At 64.2% G+C, this 23,952-nt stretch carries 25 protein-coding genes and 3 pseudogenes; 15 read left to right on the top strand and 13 right to left on the bottom strand.

The genetic code is table 11. The features are described 5' to 3' along the window. Positions 1 to 11 precede the first annotated feature (11 nt). Complete coding sequence (locus tag ABIA42_RS05010) at positions 12 to 539, top strand: DUF3124 domain-containing protein (RefSeq protein ID WP_271530204.1); 528 nt, start codon at positions 12 to 14, stop codon at positions 537 to 539. Between the two features lie 52 nt (positions 540 to 591). Beyond that, positions 592 to 1,824 carry a PLP-dependent aminotransferase family protein gene (locus ABIA42_RS05005; protein ID WP_370115144.1) on the top strand — a complete coding sequence of 411 codons (1,233 nt, stop codon included), beginning with the start codon at positions 592 to 594 and terminating at the stop codon, positions 1,822 to 1,824. Positions 1,825 to 1,834: 10 nt separating this feature from the next. On the opposite strand, the gene hpaD is transcribed toward ABIA42_RS05005, so the two are convergent. Both hpaD and ABIA42_RS04995 read right to left on the bottom strand, forming a co-directional pair. Further along, positions 1,835 to 2,689, bottom strand: a complete 855-nt coding sequence (gene hpaD, locus ABIA42_RS05000; RefSeq protein ID WP_370115146.1) for a 3,4-dihydroxyphenylacetate 2,3-dioxygenase — start codon at positions 2,687 to 2,689, stop codon at positions 1,835 to 1,837. An 18-nt stretch (positions 2,690 to 2,707) separates the two neighbouring features. Beyond that, positions 2,708 to 2,980, bottom strand: a complete 273-nt coding sequence (locus ABIA42_RS04995; protein WP_239621971.1) for a helix-turn-helix domain-containing protein — start codon at positions 2,978 to 2,980, stop codon at positions 2,708 to 2,710. Positions 2,981 to 3,138: 158 nt separating this feature from the next. Here ABIA42_RS04995 and ABIA42_RS04990 point away from each other — a divergent pair, with 158 nt between their 5' ends. Beyond that, a complete protein-coding gene (locus ABIA42_RS04990; protein WP_370115148.1) occupies positions 3,139 to 3,591 on the top strand; it encodes a hypothetical protein in 453 nt (150 codons plus the stop codon). Positions 3,592 to 3,686: 95 nt separating this feature from the next. Continuing rightward, on the top strand, positions 3,687 to 3,917 hold the full coding sequence (locus ABIA42_RS04985) for a hypothetical protein (protein WP_370115150.1): 231 nt from the start codon (positions 3,687 to 3,689) through the stop codon (positions 3,915 to 3,917). A gap of 69 nt (positions 3,918 to 3,986) precedes the next feature. Here ABIA42_RS04985 and ABIA42_RS04980 read toward each other — a convergent pair whose 3' ends face one another. The 5 genes from ABIA42_RS04980 to ABIA42_RS04960 all read right to left on the bottom strand — a co-directional run bounded on the left by ABIA42_RS04980 (position 3,987) and on the right by ABIA42_RS04960 (position 8,960). Beyond that, entirely contained in the window at positions 3,987 to 4,805 is an 819-nt protein-coding gene (locus ABIA42_RS04980) for an aldo/keto reductase (RefSeq protein WP_370115152.1), read from the bottom strand. Between the two features lie 146 nt (positions 4,806 to 4,951). After that, entirely contained in the window at positions 4,952 to 6,517 is a 1,566-nt protein-coding gene (locus tag ABIA42_RS04975; RefSeq protein ID WP_370115154.1) for an alkaline phosphatase, read from the bottom strand. A 118-nt stretch (positions 6,518 to 6,635) separates the two neighbouring features. Then, positions 6,636 to 7,055: a hypothetical protein gene (locus ABIA42_RS04970; RefSeq protein WP_370143742.1), complete on the bottom strand. Its 420-nt coding sequence runs from the start codon at positions 7,053 to 7,055 to the stop codon at positions 6,636 to 6,638. Positions 7,056 to 7,158: 103 nt separating this feature from the next. Continuing rightward, positions 7,159 to 8,160: an NAD(P)H-dependent flavin oxidoreductase gene (locus ABIA42_RS04965; protein WP_370115156.1), complete on the bottom strand. Its 1,002-nt coding sequence runs from the start codon at positions 8,158 to 8,160 to the stop codon at positions 7,159 to 7,161. Between the two features lie 62 nt (positions 8,161 to 8,222). Next, the gene (locus tag ABIA42_RS04960; RefSeq protein ID WP_370115158.1) at positions 8,223 to 8,960 is read right to left on the bottom strand and encodes an SDR family oxidoreductase; all 738 of its coding nucleotides are present in this window, start codon (positions 8,958 to 8,960) and stop codon (positions 8,223 to 8,225) included. A 172-nt stretch (positions 8,961 to 9,132) separates the two neighbouring features. Between ABIA42_RS04960 and ABIA42_RS04955 the strand changes: the two genes are divergently transcribed. Then, positions 9,133 to 9,597, top strand: coding sequence for a winged helix-turn-helix transcriptional regulator (locus ABIA42_RS04955; RefSeq protein ID WP_370115160.1), 465 nt, complete (start codon positions 9,133 to 9,135; stop codon positions 9,595 to 9,597). Between the two features lie 155 nt (positions 9,598 to 9,752). Here the strand turns inward: ABIA42_RS04955 and ABIA42_RS04950 are convergent, their stop codons facing one another. Further along, positions 9,753 to 9,911 (bottom strand): hypothetical protein, encoded by a 159-nt coding sequence (locus ABIA42_RS04950; protein WP_018321727.1) that lies wholly within the window; start codon positions 9,909 to 9,911, stop codon positions 9,753 to 9,755. A 21-nt stretch (positions 9,912 to 9,932) separates the two neighbouring features. Further along, positions 9,933 to 10,307, bottom strand: coding sequence for a PRC-barrel domain-containing protein (locus ABIA42_RS04945; RefSeq protein ID WP_271530214.1), 375 nt, complete (start codon positions 10,305 to 10,307; stop codon positions 9,933 to 9,935). Between the two features lie 145 nt (positions 10,308 to 10,452). On the opposite strand from ABIA42_RS04945, the gene ABIA42_RS04940 reads away from it, so the two are divergent. The 8 genes and pseudogenes from ABIA42_RS04940 (at position 10,453) to ABIA42_RS04905 (ending at position 15,603) form a co-directional block, all read left to right on the top strand. Continuing rightward, on the top strand, positions 10,453 to 12,240 hold the full coding sequence (locus tag ABIA42_RS04940; RefSeq protein WP_370115162.1) for a thiamine pyrophosphate-requiring protein: 1,788 nt from the start codon (positions 10,453 to 10,455) through the stop codon (positions 12,238 to 12,240). An 8-nt stretch (positions 12,241 to 12,248) separates the two neighbouring features. Next, the gene (locus ABIA42_RS04935; protein WP_370115164.1) at positions 12,249 to 12,476 is read left to right on the top strand and encodes a hypothetical protein; all 228 of its coding nucleotides are present in this window, start codon (positions 12,249 to 12,251) and stop codon (positions 12,474 to 12,476) included. An 86-nt stretch (positions 12,477 to 12,562) separates the two neighbouring features. After that, positions 12,563 to 13,114, top strand: coding sequence for a DUF4142 domain-containing protein (locus tag ABIA42_RS04930; protein WP_370115166.1), 552 nt, complete (start codon positions 12,563 to 12,565; stop codon positions 13,112 to 13,114). Positions 13,115 to 13,357: 243 nt separating this feature from the next. Continuing rightward, positions 13,358 to 13,507: pseudogene (locus ABIA42_RS04925) on the top strand (NAD(P)-dependent oxidoreductase); the annotation flags it as partial. A gap of 97 nt (positions 13,508 to 13,604) precedes the next feature. Beyond that, positions 13,605 to 14,192, top strand: a complete 588-nt coding sequence (locus tag ABIA42_RS04920) for a phosphatase PAP2 family protein (RefSeq protein ID WP_370115168.1) — start codon at positions 13,605 to 13,607, stop codon at positions 14,190 to 14,192. After that, the gene (locus ABIA42_RS04915) at positions 14,189 to 14,536 is read left to right on the top strand and encodes a DUF3147 family protein (RefSeq protein ID WP_370115170.1); all 348 of its coding nucleotides are present in this window, start codon (positions 14,189 to 14,191) and stop codon (positions 14,534 to 14,536) included. Before ABIA42_RS04920 ends, ABIA42_RS04915 begins: the two co-directional genes overlap by 4 nt. After that, a complete protein-coding gene (locus ABIA42_RS04910; protein WP_271530220.1) occupies positions 14,536 to 15,018 on the top strand; it encodes a hypothetical protein in 483 nt (160 codons plus the stop codon). The genes ABIA42_RS04915 and ABIA42_RS04910 overlap by 1 nt, the downstream gene beginning before the upstream one ends. Positions 15,019 to 15,354: 336 nt before the next feature. Next, on the top strand, positions 15,355 to 15,603 hold the full coding sequence (locus tag ABIA42_RS04905; RefSeq protein WP_271530221.1) for a hypothetical protein: 249 nt from the start codon (positions 15,355 to 15,357) through the stop codon (positions 15,601 to 15,603). Positions 15,604 to 15,735: 132 nt separating this feature from the next. On the opposite strand, the gene ABIA42_RS04900 is transcribed toward ABIA42_RS04905, so the two are convergent. The 3 genes and pseudogenes from ABIA42_RS04900 to ABIA42_RS04890 form a co-directional block, all read right to left on the bottom strand. Next, the gene (locus ABIA42_RS04900) at positions 15,736 to 15,939 is read right to left on the bottom strand and encodes a hypothetical protein (RefSeq protein ID WP_131866421.1); all 204 of its coding nucleotides are present in this window, start codon (positions 15,937 to 15,939) and stop codon (positions 15,736 to 15,738) included. Positions 15,940 to 16,010: 71 nt separating this feature from the next. Beyond that, positions 16,011 to 16,142 (bottom strand): hypothetical protein, encoded by a 132-nt coding sequence (locus tag ABIA42_RS04895; protein ID WP_256439311.1) that lies wholly within the window; start codon positions 16,140 to 16,142, stop codon positions 16,011 to 16,013. A gap of 118 nt (positions 16,143 to 16,260) precedes the next feature. Then, positions 16,261 to 16,456: pseudogene (locus ABIA42_RS04890) on the bottom strand (hypothetical protein). Between the two features lie 93 nt (positions 16,457 to 16,549). Between ABIA42_RS04890 and ABIA42_RS04885 the strand changes: the two are divergent. Then, the gene (locus ABIA42_RS04885) at positions 16,550 to 17,062 is read left to right on the top strand and encodes a DUF4142 domain-containing protein (protein ID WP_271530223.1); all 513 of its coding nucleotides are present in this window, start codon (positions 16,550 to 16,552) and stop codon (positions 17,060 to 17,062) included. Positions 17,063 to 17,068: 6 nt separating this feature from the next. Here ABIA42_RS04885 and ABIA42_RS04880 read toward each other — a convergent pair whose 3' ends face one another. Then, the gene (locus ABIA42_RS04880) at positions 17,069 to 17,365 is read right to left on the bottom strand and encodes a hypothetical protein (RefSeq protein WP_370115173.1); all 297 of its coding nucleotides are present in this window, start codon (positions 17,363 to 17,365) and stop codon (positions 17,069 to 17,071) included. 379 nt (positions 17,366 to 17,744) lie between these two features. Here ABIA42_RS04880 and ABIA42_RS04875 point away from each other — a divergent pair. After that, positions 17,745 to 23,946 (top strand): annotated as a pseudogene (locus ABIA42_RS04875) (HAMP domain-containing protein); the annotation flags it as partial. Between the last annotated feature and the right edge of the window lie 6 nt (positions 23,947 to 23,952).

The raw sequence follows: 23,952 nt of genomic DNA, 5'->3' as shown, positions 1-23,952 counted from the left end.
CAATTCGTCACATGCGGAGATGGCTCGTCGCAGCCATGCTGCTAGGTCCCCTCGCCTTTGCCGTGCCCGCCGCCGCGCAATCCAAGGTCAATATCGAACAGAACTTTGCCGATTCGCTCACCGCGCTGCCGAAGGAGGACCTCGCCGTTTCCGGGGGGTTTTACGTGCCCGCCTATTCCAGCGTCGCGATGAGCCAGGGCAAGCTGCGTGTCGACTTCTCGGTGACGTTGAGCGTGCACAACGCCTCCGAGACCCAGCCGCTGGTCGTCAAACGCATCGCCTATTTCGACACCGCAGGCAAGCAGGTTGAGAGCTATCTGAAGGCGCCGGTGGCGTTGAAGCCGCTCGCCACCGTCTCGATCTTTATCCCAACCGACGACGTGCGCGGCGGGACCGGGGCCAACTTCCTCGTCGACTGGGCCGCCACGGGCGAGATCGCCGAGCCGGTGGCCGAGGCCCTGATGGTTGGCGGCATCGCCAATGCGCATTACGCTTTCATCAGCCAGGGCCGTCCGACCAGGACGGCCGGCAAGAAGTAAGGCGGCTGGTGCAAAGCCGCCGCTCAACAAGAACAAAACGAGGAACGCTCCCATGACGTCCAGCTTCGATTTCGCCCCCCTGTTTCCGGCAGGGCTGCCGGCCCCCTCTGCGCGCTGGACGGGTCTTGCCAAATACAGCTTCGTCGGCGGCAACAATGATTCCGAACAGGTGCCGCTCGACGAACTGATCGAAGCGACCAACACGGTGCTGCGGCGCGAGGGCCGCTCGCTCGCCACTTACGGTCTCGCACACGGCCCGCAGGGTTACCTCCCGTTGCGCGAATTCCTGGTGACGAAACTCAAGCGCGATGCCGGTATCACCTGCACGGTGGACGATCTCTTGATCGTCTCGGGCTCGCTCCAGGCGCTCGACCTCGTCAACGCCACGCTGCTGGCGCGCGGCGACACCGTGATCTTCGAGCAGGACAGCTATCAGGGCTCCCTGACCCGTCTGGCGCGGCTCGGTGTCAATGTCGTCGGCATTCCCCTCGACAAGGACGGCATGCGCATGGACGTGCTGGCGACGACGCTGGCCGACCTGAAGAGCCGCGGCATCCGCCCGAAATACATCTACACCATTCCAACGGTGCAGAACCCGACCGGCAGCATCATGCCCGAGAGCCGGCGCGCCGAGCTGGTGCGGCTCGCCACCGAATACGGCGTACCCATCTTCGAGGACGATTGCTACGCCGACCTCGTGTGGTCAGGGCAGCGGCCGCCGGCGATCTACGCCATGAGCCCGAACGGCGGCGTGATCCATATCGGCTCGTTCTCGAAGTCGATCGCGCCGGCGTTGCGCGTCGGCTTCATCGTCGCGCCCTGGGAGGTGATGTCGCGGATGCTCTCGCTGAAGACGGATGCCGGGTCCGGCGCGCTCGAGCAGATGGTGCTCGCCACCTATTGTAAGCCGCATTTTTCGACCCACGTGCCGGCCCTGACGAAGGCGCTGCGCACCAAGCTCGACACGCTGATGGAAGCGCTCAACGAGCAGTTCGGGACGGCCGCCGAATTCGAGGAGCCGAAGGGCGGCATCTTCCTCTGGGTGAAGCTGCCCGACCAGGTCGATACGCTGAAACTCTATCAGGCCGCGCTCGCGGCCGGCGTCTCGATCAATCCGGGGCCGGAATGGTCGACCGACAAGCGGCATTCCAGCTCGCGGCTGCGGCTGTGCTTTGCCAGCCCCACGCACCAGCAGATCCGCGAGGGCGTCGCCGTGCTGGCCGAGGTCTGCCGCAAGGAATTCGGGGTGCCGGCCCGCAGCGCCAATGTGGAGAAGCGGGCCTGAAGCTGCTGCCTCACGCCTCGACGTGAAACTCCACGTTGACCTGGCCGGACCCGGAGGATGGAAAATAGTCGCAGAGCTGCTCGGCGGTGCCGCGATAGTCATACCAGCCGAGCGCGGCGAACAGCATGATGGTGTCGGCCATGCCACCCTCGCCGTTGCACTTGATGGCGTAATCCGGAAGCATGTCGAGGAATTCGCGGTAGCGGCGGCTCTGCCACAGCTCGAGCACGCGCAGGTCGACCTGACGATTGAATTCGCTGGCAACCGATGTCCACGCCTCGGGGCCCAGCTTCTTGTTCGGCCAGAGCCGATGCGAGAGCGAACCGCTGGCGAGGACGGCGACCCGCTCACCGGATTCGTCGATCGCCCGGCGGGTTGCTTCACCGAGGATCCGGCTCTCCTCGAACGAGGTGAACAGCGGTGATGCGATCGAGACCACCTTCGCAAAGCCGTCCGGGTTCATGTAGTGCATCGGCACGATGGTGCCGTATTCGAGCCCGAGGCTAGCCACCTGGTGAGCGATGACGTTGAGACCCGCATCGGCCGCCCTGCCCGCGATTGCCTCGGCGAGGCGCGTATCACCCGGGAGATCGTAGCGCAGATCCTGGATCATCTGCGGCGCCTCGTGGCTCGTGAACGAGCCGCTATGCCGCGCATTGGCATTGACGTGGTAGCCGAAATTGGAGAGCCAGTGGGTGTCGAACACCACGAAGCTGGTGACGCCGCGCTCCTTCGCCCGCCGCCCAAGTTCGCGCAGAGACTCGACGGCGGCCTTGCGCGCGTCGCGCAACGGGCTGCCGGGCTGCTCCGACAACATCAGTGATGGAACGTGGGTGACCTTGGCCGCGAGTACGAGCTGCCCCATGGCCGTCGCCTCGAAGCGTCAGGCCGCCTGTGGCTGACTGCTATGGATCGCGGAGGCGAGCCTCAGCAGCAGGACGATCGAGACGTTGCCCTTGCCGGCCTCGATCTGGGCGATGTAGCGCTCGGAAATCCCGGAGCGGCGGGCAAGCTCGCGGCGCGACAGGTCGCAGCGCATGCGCGAGGACCGCAAGCGATCGCCCAGCTCGGTCAGAAACGCCGCCTCGGAATAAGGCGGTACGGCACAGCTCCCCGGCAGCACTTCGCCCGCAAAATCCACGACTTGATTCAGCATTGGTCTATCCACGTTCGCTTTCGGGAATGCCATCCTACCCTGCAAATGCCCTGGCTCATTGACGCGGATCAAATTCGCGAGCGATCACCGGCCGCGGTGGAACGGTCGCGAGCGCGATGCTACACTTTGGAAGTCTTCGAGGCGGGGTTTTTCAGGACATGATGCGACGTTTGAACCGCTGGATCGCGGCCGTGCTGCTGTGGGTTGCGTTCACCTCCATGGCCGGTGCCGAGACGCTGGCCGCGACCGTCGAGCAATGGGGCCTGCTCGGCTCATGGGCGGTCGACTGCGCCGCTCGGCCCGATCGCGACAAGGGGGCGCTCCTGACCTACGAGATCAGGAAGGACGGCCGGGTGATGTACCGGCGCAATTTCGGCGAAGCCAAAGACGAGAACGAGGTGGTGTCGGCCACAGTCAATGCCGAGGGCCTGCTCGACTTGATGGTGTTCTTCCCGGCGCTGCATCAGACGCGCGAATTCGGCCTCCTGTTACGGAAGGACGGCAGCCTGCGCGCGATCTACAATCGCAGCGAGCGCGGCGAGTACACGATCAGGGACGGCAAATACGTCGCCACCGGCGCACCGACGCCTGCGCAGCAACGCTGCGATTGATCACCTGAACAGCCGTTCAGAATTCTCTTCCCGTTTCCCCGGAACGTTCGCATGCATGCGCGGTTTAGATGTGCATTCGATTGGAGGAGTACGGCATGAAGAAGCTTGGTTTTGTGGTTGCGGCTCTGGGTGCGCTCGTGATCGCGGCACCGACTGTGGCGAGCGCTGAGACCGTGGTGATCAAGCGCGGTCATCATCATCATGGCCCGCATGGCGCCCGTGCCGAATATCGCATGCACCATCACGATCGCAGCTGGCATCGTCACCATCGCGGGGACCGCGTGGTCGTGATCAAGCGCAGCCACCGCCATCACCACTGGGACTAATGCGCAACGCAACATGGAAATGGCCCCTCACGGGGCCATTTCTCTGCGGAGTCCAAACCTAACGACAACCTAATCCCACGCCGGCGCAAAGCCGGGATTGACGCATCGCCTGTCCTTCGCCAGCGCGGCGATTTTCTTGCGGTCGGAATCGTCGAGCGTGATCTTCAGCGCGTCGAGATTGGCCTGTTGGCTCTCGCGGCGCGAGGCCTTCGGGATTGCGGCGACGCCGTCCTGGTCGAGCAGCCATTTCAACGCGACCTGCGCGGCGGTCGCGCCGTGCCTGGCGCCGATCTCGGCCAGCACCGGATCCGAGGCGATGCGCCCCTGCGCCAGAGGACAATAAGCGACGAGCGGGATCGACTTGGCCTGGAGATAGCCCAGCACCTTCGATTGATCGAGCATGGCGTGATATTCGACCTGGTTGCAGGCGATCGGCGCCTTGATGTCCTCGACCGCGACCTTGAGCAGCGCCGTGGTGAAATTGGCAACGCCAATGGCCCGCGTGCGCCCCTGCTCCTGTAGTTTCATCAGGGTCTCGAACACCGCGCCCCAGTTCGCAGCCTTCGACGGCCAGTGCACGAGATAGAGATCGACATGGTCGAGCCCGAGCTTCTTCAGGCTGGCATCGAAGGCACGCCGGATCGCGTCAGGGGCGAGGTTCTCGTGCCAGACTTTTGTGGTGACGTGCAGCTCTTCCCGCGGCACGCGGGACGACGCGATGGCCGAGCCGATCGGCTCCTCATTGGCATACATCTCGGCAGTATCGAGGTGGCGATAACCGATCGACAGCGCGCTCTCGACTGCGGCGCGGCAGGCATCGCCCTGCATGCGGAAGGTACCGAGGCCGAGCTTGGGCAAGCTGATGCCCTGTGTTTTCAGATGGTCCATGAAACAGGCTCCTGAGATATCGCAGCCGCCGATGCCTGCGGCAACGCCGCGTGAGCAGACTCTTCGGTGATGGAAAAGAAGCGGCGAGAGTAACGACTATAGCGCGCGAGTCGCTCGCCAGCCAATCATCAAGCTCGGGTTCGCGGCTAGGAATGCTGCGCCACCACGGCCGGACGCACCTGCGGCTGCGGCGCGATATCGACCGACCAGAGATGACGATTGTCCACATCCTTCAAGGTCACGGTCATCACACCGCTGCGGCCATCGATGTCGACCCTGCCGAAGAACTGCAGTCCGAAACATGGCGCGAGGTTCTCGCCCTGCGCTGCGCTGCAGCCCTGCTGATACATCGCGACCGGGCCAAAGGTGTCGTCGAGCTCGCCAGGCCCCCAGGTGCCGGCATGCAACGGGCCGGAGACGAACTCCCAGAACGGCTCGAAATCCTGGAATCGCGCCTCGTTCGGGTCGTAGTAGTGCGCGGCGGTGTAGTGCATGTCGGCGGTGAGCCAGACGATGTTGCGGATGCCGGCGCGCTTGATGGACGAGAGCAGATCGGCGATCTCGTGCTCGCGTCGGTCGGGCGGCCCGTTGCCGAGCGCGACGGCGTCCAGGCTGATCAGGCCGATCGGCAAGTCAGCCGCGATCACCTTCCAGGTTGCGCGCGAGGCGGCGAGCTCCCGCTTGAGCCAGGCGAGCTGCTCGGCGCCGAGGATCCAGCCGCGATGGTCGTCGCCCTTGTTCCAGGTCTCATCGCGAAAGCTACGCATGTCGATCATGAAGACGTCGAGCAGCGGGCCGTAGGCGATCTTGCGATAGACCCGGCCCTGCCGCGCGCCGATGTCGCGGATCGGCATGAAGTCGAAGAAGGCGCGGCGGGCGCGCGCGACCAGGCGCGGGGTGCCATCATCGGCGTAACCGGCATCATCATAGCTTCCGATCGGTGACCAGTCGTTGGTGACCTCGTGATCGTCCCATTGCGCGAACATCGGCACCTCAGCGTGGAAGGCACGGAAGTGCTCGTCGAGGTGGTTGTATTTGTAGTTGCCGCGGAACTGCGCCAGCGTGTGCGCGACTTCGGACTTTTCCTCGGTCACGACATTGCGCCAGGTCTCGCCGTTCGGCAGTTTCAACTCGGAAGGAATCGGGCAGTCGGCATAGATGTGGTCGCCGGAGTGGATGAAGAAATCCGGACGGTTGTCGAGCATCGTCCGATAGCTGCGATAGCCGCCGCGCGAGACGTCGATGCCCCAGCCCTGCCCCGCGGTATCGCCGGACCACAGGAACGAAATCGACTGGCCGGCAACCGGCGCAGTGCGGAAATGGCCGAGGCGGCTTTCGCCGGCGAGACCGCTGGCAATGTCGGCGAATCGCACGCGGTAGAAGATGTCCTGGCCCGGTGGCAGAGCCGTCAGCAGCAGTTTTGAGGTGAAATCAGCGTCGGGCAGCGCATCGCCGGAAGCCGACGCGATGATCGTTTTGAAGCTCTCGACGGTCGAGCACTCCACCTGCATCCGCGCAGGCCGGTCGGCGCGCGCCCAGATCACGGCAGAGCCGTCGCAGACGTCGCCGGACTGGATCCCGCCTGCGATCTGCGGGCGATCGGCGGCACGGCTAATCGAGGGCTTCGCAAGCGAGGCGATGGCGAGGCTGGAGGCGGAGCGAACCAGGAACTGCCGCCGGGTCCATGCGCGCGCCGCGCGGAGCGTTGCCATTCAGAAAACCTTCGTCGAATCACGACGGAAGGTGCCTGCGCTCCTTGACTGCCAGCTTACGGTTTCTTGACTCCGCGCCTACGGTTTTACGACGCGGCGATGACGGCTTTGGCCTGGACTAGCGCTTCCAGTTGCAGATACCGCCGGAGCGGCATGGCCAGGTCTGGATGCGGGTATCCATTGCCTGCGCGTCGAGCGGATTGCCGTGGCGGCGCGCAAGCTTGGCGCGGGCCGCGCCGCGCGCCTGTGCGCTCCTGGCATGCGCGGCCTTCGGCTCGGCCACACGAACGCGCTCGGCCGCGACCTTCTTCGGCACGTCGACAGGCTCAGCGCGAGCCTGCGCCTCGACGCCCCCGCGCGCTTCGAGTGCGAGCGGCGCGAAGCGCGTCTCCGGCCCGAGACGCTTCGGCGACAGAACGGCCTTGGAGAGATCGAGCCCGAGATATTCGCCGGGCTTGTAGTCGTCAGCGCGCGCAATGCCGCCCCCTGCGATCACAAGGGCAAGGGCAATTGCGAAGGGAACGCTTTTCAGGACCACGGACGCCTCCTGAAACTATTAAAGGATAATTTATCCCTATCTAGGAGGCGTCGCGCGCAATTCCAGCGGTCAAATGCCGCCGTGGTTAAGAAGTTTGACGGTGTCAGGCGACCTTTCGCGTCGCTTCCGTCCCGTCCAGGAACCCGATCAGGCGGCTGCGGATGATGGTTCCCGCCTCGCCCATGATGCGATCAATGAGCTCCTTGCAGGATGGGATGTCGTGGATCAGGCCTGCGACCATGCCGCAGCTCCAGGCGCCCGCGTCCATCTGGCCGTCCAGCATGATCCTGGGATAGACGCCCGCGACCTGATCGTGGATATCGTCGATCGTGAGCTTGTCGCCCTTCTCGCGTTCGATCTCGAGCAGGCGGTCGACATTGGCGTTCTTCAGCACGCGCTCGGTGTTGCGCAAGCTCCGCATGATCAGGCGGGTGTCGAGCTCGGTCGCTGCGACGAGCGCATTCTTCACGTTCTGATGCACCGGCGCTTCCTTGGTGGCGATGAAACGCGTGCCCATGTTCATGCCCGCCGCGCCCAGCGCGAGCGCCGCGACCAGGCTGCGTCCGTCGGCCATGCCGCCTGAGGCGACGAACGGGATCTTCAGCTCTTCCGCCGCGCGCGGCAGCAGGATCATGTTGGGAATGTCGTCCTCGCCGGGATGTCCGCCACACTCGAAACCATCGACGCTGACGGCATCGCAGCCGATGCGTTCGGCTTTCAGGGAGTGGCGCACCGAGGTGCATTTGTGGATGACCTTGATGCCGGCCGCCTTCAGGGCCGGCATGTAGGCTTCCGGGCTGCGGCCTGCGGTCTCCACCGCCTTGATGCCACCCTCGACGATGGCCGCAATGTACTCGGGATAGGGCGGCGCCGAGAAGGTCGGCAGGAAGGTGAGGTTCACGCCGAACGGCTTGTCGGTCATGTCGCGGCAGCGCGCGATCTCCTTCGCGAGCAATTCCGGCGTCTTCTGCGTGAGACCGGTGATGATGCCGAGTCCGCCGGCATTGGAGACGGCGGCGGCCAGCTCGGCAAAGCCGACGAAATGCATGCCGCCCTGAATGATGGGGTGCTCGATGCCGAACAGTTCGGTAATCGCGGTCTTCACTTAAGTACCTCCCGGAATTTGCTTGATGTTGAGGTCAGTCTAGCCGGACTTCTGCGCCGCGGTCACCATTTCTCTCCGAACGGGCGTATCTCCATCTCGAAGGTCCAGGCGCTCTTTGGCTGCTGATAGAGCTGCCAATAGGCGTTCGCGACCGACGACGGCGGCATCAGGAGGTCGGGATTGTCGAGCGCATTCGGCCCGAGCGCCTCGAGCCTGCGCTGCCGCACCCATTCGGTGTCGACCCCGGAATCGATGATGAGATGGGCGACGTGGATGTTCTTCGGCCCGAGTTCGCGCGCCATCGCCTGCGCCACCGCGCGCAGGCCGAACTTGGCGCTGGCGAAGGCGGCATAGCCGCTGCCGCCGCGCAAGGAGGCGGTGGCGCCAGTGAAGAAGATGTTGCCGCTGCCGCGCGGCAGCATCAGCCGCGCCGCCTCGCGCCCCGCAAGGAAGCCGGAATAGCAGGCCATCTCCCACACTTTCCGGAACACGCGCTCGGTGGTGTCGAGGATCGGAAAATTGACGTTGGCGCCGACATTGAAGATGCAGACTTCCAGCGGCGCGTGCTTGTCGGCGTCGTTGAGGAACGCGATGACTTCATCCTCCTTCCGCGCATCGAGCGAGCGCGCGTGGATGTCACCGCCGGCAGCTTCGATATCTTGCACCAACGGCGCGAGCTTGTCGCCATTGCGGCGGCCGGCGAAGATCGAGAACCCCTCGGCGGCAAACTTCTTGGCGATTTCGGAGCCGATGAAATCGCCGGCCCCGATGACGGCCGCTGTGGCGTTTCGCTTGGGCAAGGTCGCCTCCTCCGGTGAGCCGCTATAGGCGTGCGGCGCGCACTGTACCGAAGATTATAGTTCCGAAATAGAACTGTCAAATTCAAGGGGAGAGTGGTAGCCTTGCTGTGAAATAGCGCTGGCTATTCATGATAGTTCCTTTTTCAGACTGACTGTCGCTGGAGACCGCACCATGAAATGGGACACGCTGGACGAGGAGCCCTGCTCGCTCTCCCGCACCGTCGCCGTTGTCGGCGACCGCTGGACGCTTCTGATCCTGCGAGAGTGCTTCTTGCGCGTGCGCCGGTTCGAGGCGTTCCAGTCCTCTCTCCAGATCACGCGTCATCTGCTTTCCGAGCGGCTGAAGAAGCTGGTCCGCTTCGGTATCCTGCGCCGCGTCCCCTATTCCGACGCACCGAAGCGCTACGAATACATCCTCACTGAGAAGGGGCTCGACCTCTACCCCATCATCATGGCGATGGTGCATTGGGGTGACACCCATATGGGCGACGAGCGCGGCCGACCGCTGCTGCACGAGCACAAGATTTGCGGCAAGCTGTTTGATCCCGTGATGGTATGCTCGGAATGCGGCGAGCCGCTGCACGCCAAGCAGGTGCATGTGCATGCGGGGCCGGGGCGGGACCAGGCGGTGGGGTGAGTGGGGTGAGCAGGCGGCTCTGGTGAAATTGCTGGCGCTGCGCCGGAATGGTCTGCGCCAGCGCGCGCTGTCATTCGTGATCGCATGGCTCAAAAAGAGCAGCCCGGCACCATGGACGCCGCGCTTGCCTCAGTAGCCTGCAGTGGGGCACACCTTCAGTGCGTCTTCGTCTCGTGCCACTTCTCGAGATCGGGTTTCTCCTCGTCCGATCCCTGCTCCTTCTCGGGATTGCCCTTCCAGGGCTTGTCCGTCTGTCGATGCGAACCCCAGTCGTTCTGCTGCCGGGGATCGTCATTGGGCCGTTCCTTGCTCATCGAGCTTCCTTTCCTGAAACTTCAAGCGAAGGGGACGCCGTAATAGGAGTTGATGCCACGCACGGCGGCGTCATCCCCCCAGTTCCAATCGCTTGGTGAGCCATATTTGGGCGCGCCTTCCAGCTCCTTGGTGGTGATACCGGTGACATAACCGCCAAGCTCGGTGTCGTATTTCAGCGACTGCCAAGGCAACGGATAGTGGTCGTTGCCAAGCCCCAGAAATCCACCAAAGCCGAGCACGGCGTAGGACACCTGGCCACTGATCTTGTCGATCATCACGCGTTCGATCGAACCGATCCGGTTGCGATCGGCGCCATAGACCGATGTTCCCTCGACCTTGTCGCTGCCGATCAAACGGCCCGTCTCACTGCGATCCAGTTCGTCTTGGTTCAACATCGCAATTCTCCACTCGGCCACGTGCAAAACCAACCGGATGGGCACGGGATCGTTCCGGTGCATGTTCCGTGAGCGCGTCAGGAACATCGCACCAAGCGAGCCGTTCTCTGGGTTTCATACACTGCCAAATCAAGAGCCACACGCGATGTCCCAGACCGTCTCCGACTTCATCGTCCAGCGTCTGCATCAATGGGGCGTGCGCCACATCTTCGGCTATCCCGGCGACGGCATCAACGGCGTGTTCGGTGCGATGAACCGGGCCGACGGCAAGATCGGCTTCGTGCAGGCGCGGCATGAGGAAATGGCAGCGTTCATGGCGACCGCCTACGCAAAATTCTCGGGCGAGCTCGGCGTCTGCATTGCGACCTCCGGCCCCGGCGCCTCGCATCTCGTCACCGGGCTCTACGATGCGCTGCTCGATCACCAGCCGGTGCTGGCGATTGTCGGCCAGCAGTCGCGCAACGCCCTCGGCGGGCACTATCAGCAGGAACTCGATCTTGTCTCGATGTTCAAGGACGTTGCCGGCGCCTACGTCATGCAGGCATCCTCGCCTGCGCAAGTGCGGCACCTGATCGACCGCGCGGTGCGGATTGCGCTGGCGCGGCGGACCCCGACCGTGATCATCCTGCCCAACGACCTGCAGGAGGAGCCTTACGAGGATCCGCCCCGCGAACACGGCGCGCTGCATTCCGGCATCGGCTACAGCCCACCCAGCATCACGCCGCGTGAGGCCGATCTCGACCGCGCCGCGGAAGTGCTCAACGCTGGCAAGAAGGTCGCGATGCTGGTCGGCGCCGGCGCGCTTCACGCCACCGACGAGGTGATCGCGGTTGCCGAGCGGCTGTCGGCCGGCTGCGCCAAGGCACTGCTCGGCAAGGCCGCGCTGCCCGACGACCTGCCGTGGGTCACAGGCTCGATCGGCCTGCTCGGCACCGAGCCCAGCTACAACATGATGATGGAGTGCGACACGCTGCTGATGGTCGGCTCGGCCTTTCCCTACGCCGAGTTCCTGCCCAAGGAAGGCAGCGCGCGCGGCGTGCAGATCGATATCGACGCCAGCATGCTGTCGATCCGCTTTCCCATGGAGGTCGGTCTTGTCGGCGACGCCGCCGAGACGCTGCGCGCATTGCTGCCGCGGCTTGAGCCCAAAGCCGACGGCGCCTGGCGCCGGGGTATTGAAGACGATGTTGCCGGATGGTGGAAGACACTGGACGAACGCGCGCATCAGCCTGCAGCGCCAGTCAATCCGCAGCTCGTCGCCTGGGAACTGTCCCCGCGCCTGCCCGACCGGGCCATCATCACCAGCGATTCCGGCTCGTGTGCCAACTGGTTCGCGCGGGACCTGAAGATGCGGCGCGGCATGACGGCTTCGCTGTCCGGCGGCCTCGCCTCGATGGGCGCCGCGGTTCCTTATGCGCTTGCCGCGAAATACGCCCAGCCGGACCGGCCGGTGATCGCACTGGTCGGCGATGGCGCGATGCAGATGAACAACATGGCCGAACTGATCACGGCCGCGAAATACTGGCGCTCGTGGCGGGATCCGCGCTTCATCGTCTGCGTCTTCAACAACGAAGACCTCAACCAGGTCACCTGGGAGCAGCGCATCATCAACGGCGATCCCAAATTCGAGGCTTCGCAGCGCATTCCTGATGTCTCCTATTCGCGCTTCGCCGAGCTGATCGGCCTCACCGGCATCTTCGTCGACAGCCCTCAGCTGCTCGGCTCCGCCTGGGAGCAGGCGCTGGCGAGTGAGATGCCGGTCGTGCTGGAGGTGAAAACCGATCCCGAGGTGCCGCCGCTGCCGCCGCACATCACGCTCCAGCAGGCGAAGAATTTCTCGCTCGCCCTGATGAAGGGCGATCCGAACGAAAGCGGGATGATCAAGGGAGCGGCGCGCCAAATGTTCGAATCGATCCTGCCCGGGAAGCAATGAGGTGTACAATGAGTGACTTCCGCGACATCCAGCACGGCGTCAACGATCCAGTCGGAGGCCTCGACGTCAAGCGGCAGATCAACGACAACCGCACGCCGCATGAGCGGGCGCAGCACCACGCGGATGTGCGGGCTGATGCGACCCCCACGCCGGCGGAGCCTTTCCTCCCGGAGCGGCTGCGGCGAAAGGCGACCGATCCGATCAATCCTCGCAGCGGCAGAAGGCCTACAGACTAACCGTTTGGAACCTCGGGCCTGGCGGCGTGTTGGTCGGCGCAACGTCGCCGGCAAGCCGCCGCGCGATCCATCGGAGGGATTCGACCATGAAACGCACTATCATCGCCCTTGCCTGCATCTTTCTCGCAAGCCCCGCGCTCGCCCAGTCGCTTGGCGAAAAGACCGGCGTGAATTCGGCGCTCGGCGTTGCGCCTACGACCGCCGATTTTGTGAAGCAGGTCGCGATCAGCGACATGTTCGAGATCGAATCAAGCAAGCTCGCCGAGCAGAAGGGCAATGCGGAGGAGAAAACCTTCGCGAAGCAGATGATCACCGATCACACCAAGACCAGCAGCGAGCTCAAAGGTCTGGTCGGCAATGGCAAGGTGCAAGCCACGCTGCCGACGGCACTCGACAGCTCGCATCAGAGCAAGCTCGACAAGCTCAAGAGTGCGAACGGCAAGGACTTCAGCTCGGACTATAACTCCTATCAGGTCAGCGCGCATGAAGATGCAGTGTCGCTGTTCGAGCGTTACGCCAAGGGTGGCGACAATGCCCAACTGAAGGATTGGGCCGGCAAGACGCTCCCCGCGTTGAAGCACCACCTCGACATGGCCAAGAACCTCGGCAAGGCACCGAGCGTCGGTCAATCCAAGTAACGCATTGCTGAAGGACGCCGGCCGGCCCGGCGTCCTTCGCTTGGCAACGACAAGCGTCTCCGCGCATTGAGCCTCGACCATCGCGGAGAGCATGATGTCGAACCACAGCAAGAACTGCCCCGCCGGCACGTCGTTCACGCCGCGAGCGGAACGCTCGCGTCGGCTTCGCTGTCGTCCTCGGCAGCGAAAGGAAACGCGCCCATGGCGGATACGGACTTGACCAATCCCGTAACCCGCTGTCCGAAGCTCGAAAGATTCGGCGGCATGACACCGCTCGGCCGTCGCGGCCAGCCCGTCGAGCTCGCCTCGATCTACGTGCAGCTTGCCGCCGCCGATGCAAGCTATGCGACGGGACAAGTCTATGGCGCCGCCGGTAGCTCCGGGCAACCGTAGTTGCGGCGCCGCGGCCTGAGGCCCCGGTAGAACTCAGGAACCTTCTATGTCTCCGGGCTTTACAAATTGTCATGGAGGAAAACTCGCCGGCGGACCGATGGCGCCCGTAACAGTGAAACCCACCCGGATCGATACGGCGATCGCCGACGAGATCGCACGCAATACCAACTCAGGCCTCGAGCATGCCGCCCAGGCAATGACCTGGGGTGCCGATGAGCATGTGCTGCTCGTGCTCGCTGCGGCGGGATGGCTCTACACCTGCATCCGGCATCGGCAGCGGCGTCCCGTTGCCGATCACGTCCTGGTGGTATCGCTGGTGACGGCGATAGTGCCGCATGTCTTGAAATCCGTATTCGACCAGACGAGGCCTGACCGGTTGACGGTGAGCGGCCACCGGCACGGTATTCCTTATTCGGGACGCCCCAACGACGCGTTTCCCTCGGGTCACGCCATGCATATGGGCGCCCTCGCCTCGGCGGCCGGCCTGTTGCCGCCGGCCTCGCGCCGCTTGGCACGCTCGCTCGCCGTGGCGTTGTCGCTGACGCGCGTGGCGCTGCTGGCGCACTGGATCAGCGACGTGGTGGCAGGCTTCACGCTCGGCATCGTCGTCGAGCGACTGTTCAGGCGGTTCACACTGGCGAAATCACCGCAGCAGCGGCCCGAAGCCTCGCGGGTACGGCCATGACGGAATATCTCGTGCGCTTCGTCGCCGGCGGCCTGATCGTATCCGTCTTCGCCATCTTCGCTGACATGCTGCGGCCAAAGAGCTTTGCCGGGCTTCTCGGCGCGGCGCCGTCGGTTGCGCTGGCCACCCTCGGCATCGCCGTGGTCCAGCACGGCCCGCAATATGCTGCGGCCGGAAGCTGGACGATGATCTATGGCGCTATCGCGCTCGCCTGCTACTGCCTCGTCGTCTGCCATCTCCTGATGAGGATCCGTCTCGGCGCGCTCCCCGCGACGATCCTTGCCTTTGCCGTATGGCTCGGGGTCGCCTTCGGTCTGCTCGCCGGTTTGAGAGGTGCCGCCTGATGCTGGTGAAGCTGTCGTCATCGGCATTGAAACAGACGCGGTGGTACGAATACGCCGTTCGCTTCGCGCTCGGCGGCTGCGCGACGGTGCTCGCGGGAGTCATCGGCTCGCATTTCGGCGTTTCTGTCGGCGGGCTCTTTCTTGCACTTCCGGCCATCTTCTGTGCCAGCGCGACCCTGATAGAAAGCCATGAGCGTCACGCCAAGGAGAAGGCCGGGCTGAGCGGGCGACGTCGCGGACAGGAGGCCGCAGCGCTCGATGCCGCAGGTGCAGCACTCGGCGGCATCGGCCTCGCGGCGTTCGCTGCCGTCTTCCATGCCACCGTCGGTGCAAGTGTCGCGCTCGGTTTCATCGCCGCGTTGACGGTCTGGGCCACCGTTTCCGTGACGGCCTGGTGGCTCAGGCGCAAGCTTCGCATCGTCTCGCACAGTCGCCGTGCCCACTCGCCATCGGCGAAGGGCTCCCGCTTCGTGAAGCCCTAAACCAGCTCGCTTTCGCCGTCGTCGAGATCTGCGATTGCGGCGGCTGAGCCCCGGGCGGTTGGCCCAGCGCTCGACCTGTCGATGATTTGCTGGTGGCTTGGCCGCACTGGCTTGGATGCTTCCGGCTCTTCGGAAAGCTTGCGAGGTAACCTGACTTCATCCGCCATGGCCTCTCCTCCTCTCGAGAAGAATGCGCCATGGCAGGATACGTTTCAAAATTAACCCGCTGATTCTATTGTGTATTTACTCATGGGAGGCTTTGTCGACTCTTGCGGAACTCTCGCCAGCTTTATTCGTTGAGTAAACTACTCAACTTACTCAATTTGCGTGATCGCCATGAACGACCTTCGCGCCGAGCGCCTTCAGGTCATGCTCTCGCCGGAAGAGTTGGCCGCCATCGACGATTTCAGGTTCAAGCACCGAATGCCGACGCGGGCGGCCGCAGTCCGCGAACTCCTCAGGTTTGGACTGACCGCCGTCGGCGTCGATGCCGCCGTGGGCGTGAAGTCGAGCAGCTTTGGCGTGTTCGGCCGCGGACCTGTCGGACATACTCAGGGAGATCCAGAGAGCGGCACCGGCGGCTGACGCAAATAAGCAGACGGCCCCGGCACGGTGGGTGCCAGGGCCGTCCTTGGAGATTGCTTCCGGCGCACCGGGGGCATGACAACCGGAAGCAATCCATCGACTCTTCCCGCGGGGATTCGTTCCTCGTGAGAATTAACCTGTCGCGTCGCTCGAGCCGTCCGGCATCACGCCGGAGCCTGGCGTCTTGCTATTGTCATTCAGCTTGGGATCGCGCGTCGCTTCACGCGAAGGCGAGCCTTTCGGGTTCGTCTTGTGCACGGACTGTGCACGCTCCTTGTCGCGCGGCTGCTCCTCCCCGCGCTTGTCCTTGACGATACCTTGGTCGGAATGGGCCATGATGGGGCTCTCGCTTGTTCTGGTGTCTCGGAACGCTTACGCACCGCGGCGTCGAATGTTCCGGTGCAGTGCTAACTGCGCACCGCGTGGACCGCGGCCGATGCGTTCTCAAGATGCACCTGCCGCAACGTCGTCACCGTCGCGAACGCGACCGAGACGCCAAAGGCGAGAATGAGGGAAAGAAGAGCCAGACGTGGAGCCATCGCCAAAACCTCCTTCTGAAACCGGAAATCGACGCGATCGAACGGTCCCGGATGATCCCAAATCAGTCGCTTGCCTTCCGTGAGCGGTCTCACACGCAGATTCACGAGAACGAGCGGCTCACGCCTTCCGCTTTGGACGAGCGTGGACCGCGACGGGCGGGATTTCGCCGTCGAGCCAATCCTGCTCGTTGGCGAGCGCCGTCCAGGCGTCGGCCATACGCGAATAGCGCTTGTGGGCGGGTTGTCCTTCGGCTCGCTCGGCAAGCTGAAGACAATTGTCGGCGGTTATCCCTGAAGATATCAGACTGTTTCATGTGGAGGACGTGGGGACGGAACTCTCGCGGCGCAACCCGCTTACCGGATCGTAATGGTAAGGGAACTTCGCCCGCCATTCATCATTGATATCGATGCGAGTTCTTGCCGTCCTCATCCTGGCGTTCATCAACACTGCGGCGCTTGCCGACAATACTGGCGAGCGTAAGCCCGGCGAACGGCGACCGACCGCGACTGAGGTTATCAGTGGCGTCTACAATTTCAGCCGATTTCAACAGGGTCTTCTTGAGAATACCGACCTCAAGGGCAATGCAGAGGTCAAGAACCTCGCCGCGCTGCGCGCCGAGGAAGCGGCCAAGCGCGACAAAAGCCTGAAGAAGGTCCAGGAGGCCATTGGCGCAGAGCCGCGCGTCGGCAAGGCAACATCCTCGACCGCGAGCCTGGTCGAGCCTGAGATGTCGGATGGCCCGACCTACGTCAGAAGCTTCTATGCCGCGCAGATTCCCGAGTATGAATCTGTCATCGGACTGCTCGAGCGCTATCTGAAGGCGCCCGACAATGCAGCGCTTGCAGCGTTCGCGCGCGAACAACTCCCTATGTTGCGCTCGCAGGTCAGGGACGCCGAGCGTACCATGGCGGACAAGTAGTCGTTTCTACTTGTCGCTGGGATGATGTTGCTGACTCTGCGGCCGCACGGTGCGATCGCTCTCCGGCATCTTGTCCCGGCCCACATCGCCATTGGCGTCCTTGCCGCCCGAAGACGACGTGCCGCTGCCGCTCGGATTCGACCGGCTGGCCGTTCCGGTGGTCGGCGTTTCCGCCCGCGGGCTGGCGGAGCTCGCGGCGGGATCGCCAGTCACGGCGCCGCGCCCGCTGGGCGCACCGCCCTGTGCCAGAGCCGATCCCGCGGCAAACACAATAATGGCGACGGCGGCGAGTCCTGTTTTCATATCCGTTCTCCCGGCGTTGCTCTGCGGGCTGACCTTAAGGCTCGCGCTCCGTTCCGAAGGATGAATGCCGGGCACGGGACGAGCAAAGTGGCGGCCTCCACGAATCTGAATAGCGTGGAACCAATTCGGCGGACCCTCGTTAGTTCAGCCGGGCTGAGCAAGGCGGGTTCCATTTCCTCGCGCCACACGTTGGCGCTTGATTTCGAATTTGGCTGACGCTCTATTTCATTTCGACCAAACGCGTCGTGCCGCGGATTCGGCCGACGTCTGCGGGGGAATCAGTATGAGCGACCTCGATCCCGGAACTGCGTCACGCTCCGGTCGTCGCGTCCCAAAGCCAAAAACCAACGGTACGTCCGATCCGGATTCCCGGGCGGAACTGTTGCTCGCCTTGCAGGCGATGCGCAGCGGTGACTTTTCGGTGCGCATGAGTGGCGACTACCTTGGTATCGACGGCAAGATCGCCGACACTCTCAACGAAATCATCGCCGCCAACCAGCGCATGGCGCAGCAGCTCGAGCTGGTCGGCCAGGTGGTGGGGCGCGAGGGCAAGACCCGCCAGCGCGTCAAGTTCGGCCTCGCCTCAGGCTCCTGGGCCGACATGGAAGGTTCGGTCAACACGCTGATCGACGACCTGCTGTGGCCGACGCGCGAGGTCACACGCGCGGTCGCCGCCGTCGCACAAGGTGACCTGCTCCAGACCGTCAAGCTCGACGTCGATGGCCGTCCGCTCGGCGGCGAATTTTTGCAGTCGGCGAACATCGTCAACACCATGATCAAGCAGCTCGGCGTGTTCACCTCCGAGGTGACGCGCGTGGCGCGCGAGGTCGGCACCGAGGGCAAGCTCGGTGGTCAGGCCCAGGTGCCTGAGGTGACCGGCGTCTGGAAGGACCTGACCGAGAGCGTCAACTCGATGGCGAACAACCTGACCAACCAGGTTCGCAACATCGCCGAGGTGACGATCGCAGTCGCCAACGGCGACCTCTCCAAGAAGATCACCGTCGACGTCCGCGGCGAGATCCTCCAGCTCAAGGAAGCCATCAACACGATGGTGGACCAGCTCCGCTCCTTCGCCTCCGAAGTGACGCGCGTGGCGCGCGAGGTCGGCACCGACGGCAAGCTCGGCGGCCAGGCGATCGTGCCCGGCGTCGCCGGCACCTGGAAGGACCTGACCGACTCCGTGAACGCGATGTGCGGCAACCTCACCGCGCAGGTCCGCAACATCGCCAACGTCACCACCGCCGTGGCGCGCGGCGACCTCTCCCGCAAGATCACCGTGGACGTGCGCGGCGAGATCCTGGAGCTGAAGGACACCATCAACACGATGGTGGACCAGCTCAACTCGTTCGCCTCGGAAGTGACGCGCGTCGCGCGCGAGGTCGGCACCGAGGGCAAGCTCGGCGGCCAGGCCCAAGTGCCGGGCGTGGCCGGCACCTGGAAGGACCTCACCGACAATGTCAACTTCATGGCCTCGAACCTGACCGCGCAGGTCCGCAACATCGCCGACGTCGCCACCGCCATCGCGAGCGGCGACCTGTCGAAGAAGATCACGGTGAACGTCTCCGGCGAGATCCTTCAGCTGAAGGAGACGCTCAACACCATGGTCGACCAGCTCAACGCCTTCGCCGGCGAAGTCACGCGCGTCGCGCGCGAGGTCGGCACCGAGGGCCGGCTCGGCGGCCAGGCCAACGTGCTCGGCGTCGCCGGCACCTGGAAGGACCTCACCGAGAGCGTCAACTCGATGGCCTCCAATCTGACTGCGCAGGTCCGCAACATCGCGGAGGTGACGACGGCGGTCGCCGGCGGCGACCTGTCGAAGAAGATCACCGTGGACGTGCGTGGCGAAATTCTGGAGCTGAAAGATACCATCAACACCATGGTGGACCAGCTCAACGCCTTCGCCGGCGAAGTCACGCGCGTCGCCCGCGAGGTCGGCACCGAAGGCAAGCTCGGCGGTCAGGCCGTCGTGCGCGGCGTCGGCGGCACCTGGAAGGATCTCACCGACAGCGTCAACTCGATGGCCTCGAACCTCACCGGCCAGGTCCGTAACATCGCCGAGGTCGCAACTGCGGTCGCCAAGGGCGATCTGTCGAAGAAGATCACGGTGAACGTGTCGGGCGAGATCCTTCAGCTGAAGGAAACGCTGAACACGATGGTCGACCAGCTCAACGCCTTTGCCGGTGAAGTCACGCGCGTGGCGCGCGAGGTCGGCACCGACGGCAAGCTCGGCGGCCAGGCCGACGTACCCGGCGTTGCCGGCACGTGGAAGGACTTGACCGACAGCGTGAACTCGATGGCGGGCAACCTGACCGCCCAGGTCCGCAACATCGCGGAAGTGGCGACCGCGATCGCCGGCGGCGACCTGTCGCGCAAGATCACCGTCGACGTGCGCGGCGAGATCCTTCAGCTCAAGGACACGCTGAACACGATGGTCGACCAGCTCAACCGCTTCGCGGGCGAGGTGACACGCGTGGCGCGCGAGGTCGGCACCGAAGGACGCCTCGGCGGTCAGGCCAACGTGCCCGGCGTCGCCGGCACCTGGAAGGATCTCACCGACAGCGTCAATTCGATGGCGGGCAACCTCACCGCCCAGGTCCGCAACATCGCCGAAGTGACGACCGCCGTGGCGCGCGGCGACTTGTCCCGCAAGATCACCGTGGACGTGAAGGGCGAAATCCTCGAGCTCAAGAACACCATCAACACCATGGTGGACCAGCTCAACGCCTTCGCCGGCGAGGTCACGCGCGTGGCGCGCGAGGTCGGCACCGAAGGCAAGCTTGGCGGCCAGGCCGAAGTGCCCGGCGTCGCCGGCACCTGGAAGGATCTCACCGACAACGTCAACTTCATGGCCTCGAACCTGACGGCCCAGGTCCGCAACATCGCCGAGGTCGCGACCGCGATCGCCGGCGGCGACCTATCGAAGAAGATCACGGTGGACGTGCGCGGCGAGATCCTTCTCCTGAAGGACACGCTGAACACCATGGTCGAGCAGCTCCGCTCCTTCGCCGCCGAAGTCACGCGCGTCGCACGCGAGGTCGGTACCGAAGGCCGGCTCGGCGGTCAGGCCGTCGTGCCCGGCGTCGGCGGAACCTGGAAGGATCTCACCGACAACGTCAACCTCTTGGCGGCGAACCTCACCACGCAGGTCCGCAACATCGCCGAGGTGACCACGGCCGTGGCACGCGGCGACCTGTCCCGCAAGATCACCGTCGACGTGAAGGGCGAAATCCTCGAGCTCAAGAACACCATCAACACGATGGTGGACCAGCTCAACGCCTTCGCCGGCGAAGTGACACGCGTGGCGCGCGAGGTCGGCACCGAAGGCAAGCTCGGCGGCCAGGCGCAGGTGCCTGGCGTGGCCGGCACCTGGAAGGACCTCACCGACACCGTGAACCTGATGGCTGCGAACCTGACCGAGCAGGTGCGCGGCATCGTCAAGGTGGTGACTGCGGTCGCCAACGGCGATCTCAAGCAGAACCTGACGATGAAATCGCGCGGCGAGGTCGCCGCTCTCGCCGACACCATCAACAACATGACCGAGACGCTCGCGACCTTCGCCGACCAGGTGACGTCGGTTGCGCGCGAGGTCGGCGTCGAAGGCCGGCTCGGCGGCCAGGCCAACGTGCCGGGTGCTGCCGGCACCTGGAAGGATCTCACCGGCAACGTGAACCTTCTGGCTGCCAACCTCACCTCGCAGGTGCGCGCGATCGCGGAAGTGGCGACCGCCGTGACCAAGGGCGACCTGACGCGATCAATCCAGGTCGACGCCCGCGGTGAAGTCGCGGAGCTGAAAGACAACATCAACACGATGATCACGAATCTCCGTCTGACGACGGACGTGAACACCGAGCAGGACTGGCTGAAGACCAACCTCGCCAAGTTCACCAACATGCTCCAGGGCCAGCGCGATCTCACCACCGTCGGCCGGCTGCTGCTCACCGAGCTGTCGCCGCTGGTGAACGCCCATACCGGCGTGATCTACCAGGTCGAGAACGAGGACAATTCCCAGCTGCTTCTGCTCGCGTCCTACGCCAGCGACGGTATCTATCCCTATCAGCGCGTGCTCCAGTTCGGCGAAGGCCTGATCGGCCAGTGCGCCCTCGACAAGCGGCCGCGCATGGTCTCCGACATTCCGTCCGACGTGGTGCCGATCAACTCGGCGCTGTTCCGCGTCGCACCGAAAAACCTCGTCGTGCTGCCTGTCCTGTTCGAAGGCCAGGTCAAGGCCGTGATCGAGCTCGCCTCCCTCGTCTCCTTCACGACCTCGCAGATGACGTTCCTGGAACAGCTCACCGACTCCATCGGCATCGTTCTGAACTCAATCGAGGCGACGATGCAGACCGAAGGCCTGCTCAAGCAGTCGCAGCAGCTCGCCGGCGAGCTGCAGACCCAGCAGCGGGAATTGCAGCAGACCAACGACCAGCTCGAGCAGAAGGCGCAGCAGCTCGCCGAACGCAACGTCGAGGTGGAACGCAAGAACCAGGAGATCGAGCAGGCTCGCCGCGCGCTCGAGGAGAAGGCGACCGAGCTTGCGCTGACCTCGAAATACAAGTCCGAGTTCCCTCGCCAATATGAGCCACGAGCTGCGCACGCCGCTGAATTCGATCCTGATCCTCGGACAACAGCTCAGCGACAACCCGGATGGCAACCTTTCGGCAAAGCAGGTCGAATTTGCCCGCACCATCCATGGCGCCGGCACCGACCTGCTCAACCTCATCAGCGACATTCTCGATCTCTCCAAGATCGAGTCCGGCACGGTAACGGTCGACGCCGAGGAGATCCTGACCGCAAACCTGCTCGAGACCGTCGGCCGCCCGTTCCGGCACGAGGCGGATAACCGAAATCTGTCGTTCAAGATCGACGTCGATCCGAACCTGCCACGCAGCATCGTCACCGACTCCAAACGTCTGCAACAGGTCCTGAAGAACCTGCTGTCCAACGCCTTCAAGTTCACCGCCGAAGGTGAGGTGCGCCTGAGGGTCGCCGGCGCGATCGGCGGCTGGGGGACGGATCACCCGGTGCTGAATTCCGCGCCGGCCGTGATCGCCTTCGAAGTGTCCGATACCGGTATCGGCATTCCCCTGGAGAAGCAGAAGCTGATCTTCGAGGCGTTCCAGCAGGCGGATGCCGGCACCAGCCGGAAATACGGCGGCACCGGCCTCGGGCTCGCGATCAGCCGCGAACTCGCGAGCCTGCTCGGAGGCGAGATCCATCTCCGCAGCACACCGGGCAAGGGCTCGTCCTTCACGCTTTATCTGCCTTTGAAATATTCCGGCCCGACGCTCGCGCCGCGGGCCGCGCCGGCGCCGCAGCAATACAGCCAGCCGCCTGCGCTGCAGCCGGCCGCGCCGGAGCAGCAGCGCGTCATCGAGCAGCTTCCCGACGACCGGTTGAACCTCGAGCCTGGCGACAGCATCCTCCTGATCGTCGAGGACGACCCGCATTACGCGCGTGTGCTGGTCGACCTCGCGCGCGACAAGGGATTCAAGGTTCTGGTCGCCGCGCGGGGCGCGGAGGCGCTGGAGCTCGCCAAGCAGTATCAGCCGAGAGCAGTCTCGCTCGACGTGTTCCTGCCCGACATGCTCGGCTGGACCGTGCTGAGCCAGCTCAAGCACAATCCGTTGACCCGCCACATCCCCGTGCAGATCATCACGCTCGACGAAGACCGCCAGCATGCGCTGGCGCGTGGCGCGTTCTCATTCGTCAACAAGCCGACCACGCCTGAAGGCGTCGCGGCCGCGCTGACGCAAATCAAGGAATATGCGCGGCCGCGGCGCAAGCGGCTGCTGATCGTCGAGGACAACGAGGCCGAGCAGCTTTCTATCCGCGAGCTGCTGTACCACGACGACATCGAGATCGTGTCGACGGCCACCGGCGCTGAGGCACTTTCGACGCTGCGCGAGCAGCCGTGTGACTGCGTGGTGCTCGATCTCCGGCTGCCCGACATGAGCGGCTTCGAGGTGCTGGACCAGATCCGCAACGACGAGCGACTGTCGAACATCCCGGTCGTGGTCTTCACCGGCCGCGAGCTTTCGGCGGAGGAGGACGCGGAACTCCACACCATGGCGCGCAGCATCGTGGTCAAGGGCGTGGAATCGCCGGAACGCCTGCTCGACGAAACCGCGTTGTTCCTGCACCGCGTGATCACGGAGCTGCCGATCGAGAAGCAGCGTATGCTGGAGAAGTTGAACAGCTCCGACGAGGACTTGATCGGCAAGACCGCCCTGCTCGTCGACGACGACGCCCGCAACATCTTTGCCCTGTCGAGCGTGCTGGAACGACGCGGCATGAAAGTGCTGACGGCGACGACCGGCAGCGAGGCTATTACACTGGTCGAATCCAATCCGGAGATCGCGATCGTGCTGATGGACATCATGATGCCGCAGATGGATGGCTATCAGACCATCGGCGTGATCCGCGAGAACCCGGCCTTCGCCCGTCTTCCGATCATCGCGCTGACCGCCAAGGCGATGAAGGGCGACCGGGAGAAATGCCTCGAAGCCGGCGCGTCCGATTACCTCGCCAAGCCGGTCAACACCGACCAATTGCTGCTTGCGATCCGCATGTGGCTGCACCGCTGAGTTGGG

This window comes from Bradyrhizobium sp. USDA 327 (assembly GCF_041262065.1).
In the GTDB taxonomy this organism is placed as follows: domain Bacteria; phylum Pseudomonadota; class Alphaproteobacteria; order Rhizobiales; family Xanthobacteraceae; genus Bradyrhizobium; species Bradyrhizobium liaoningense.
This window is presented reverse-complemented; position numbering and strand designations above follow the sequence as displayed.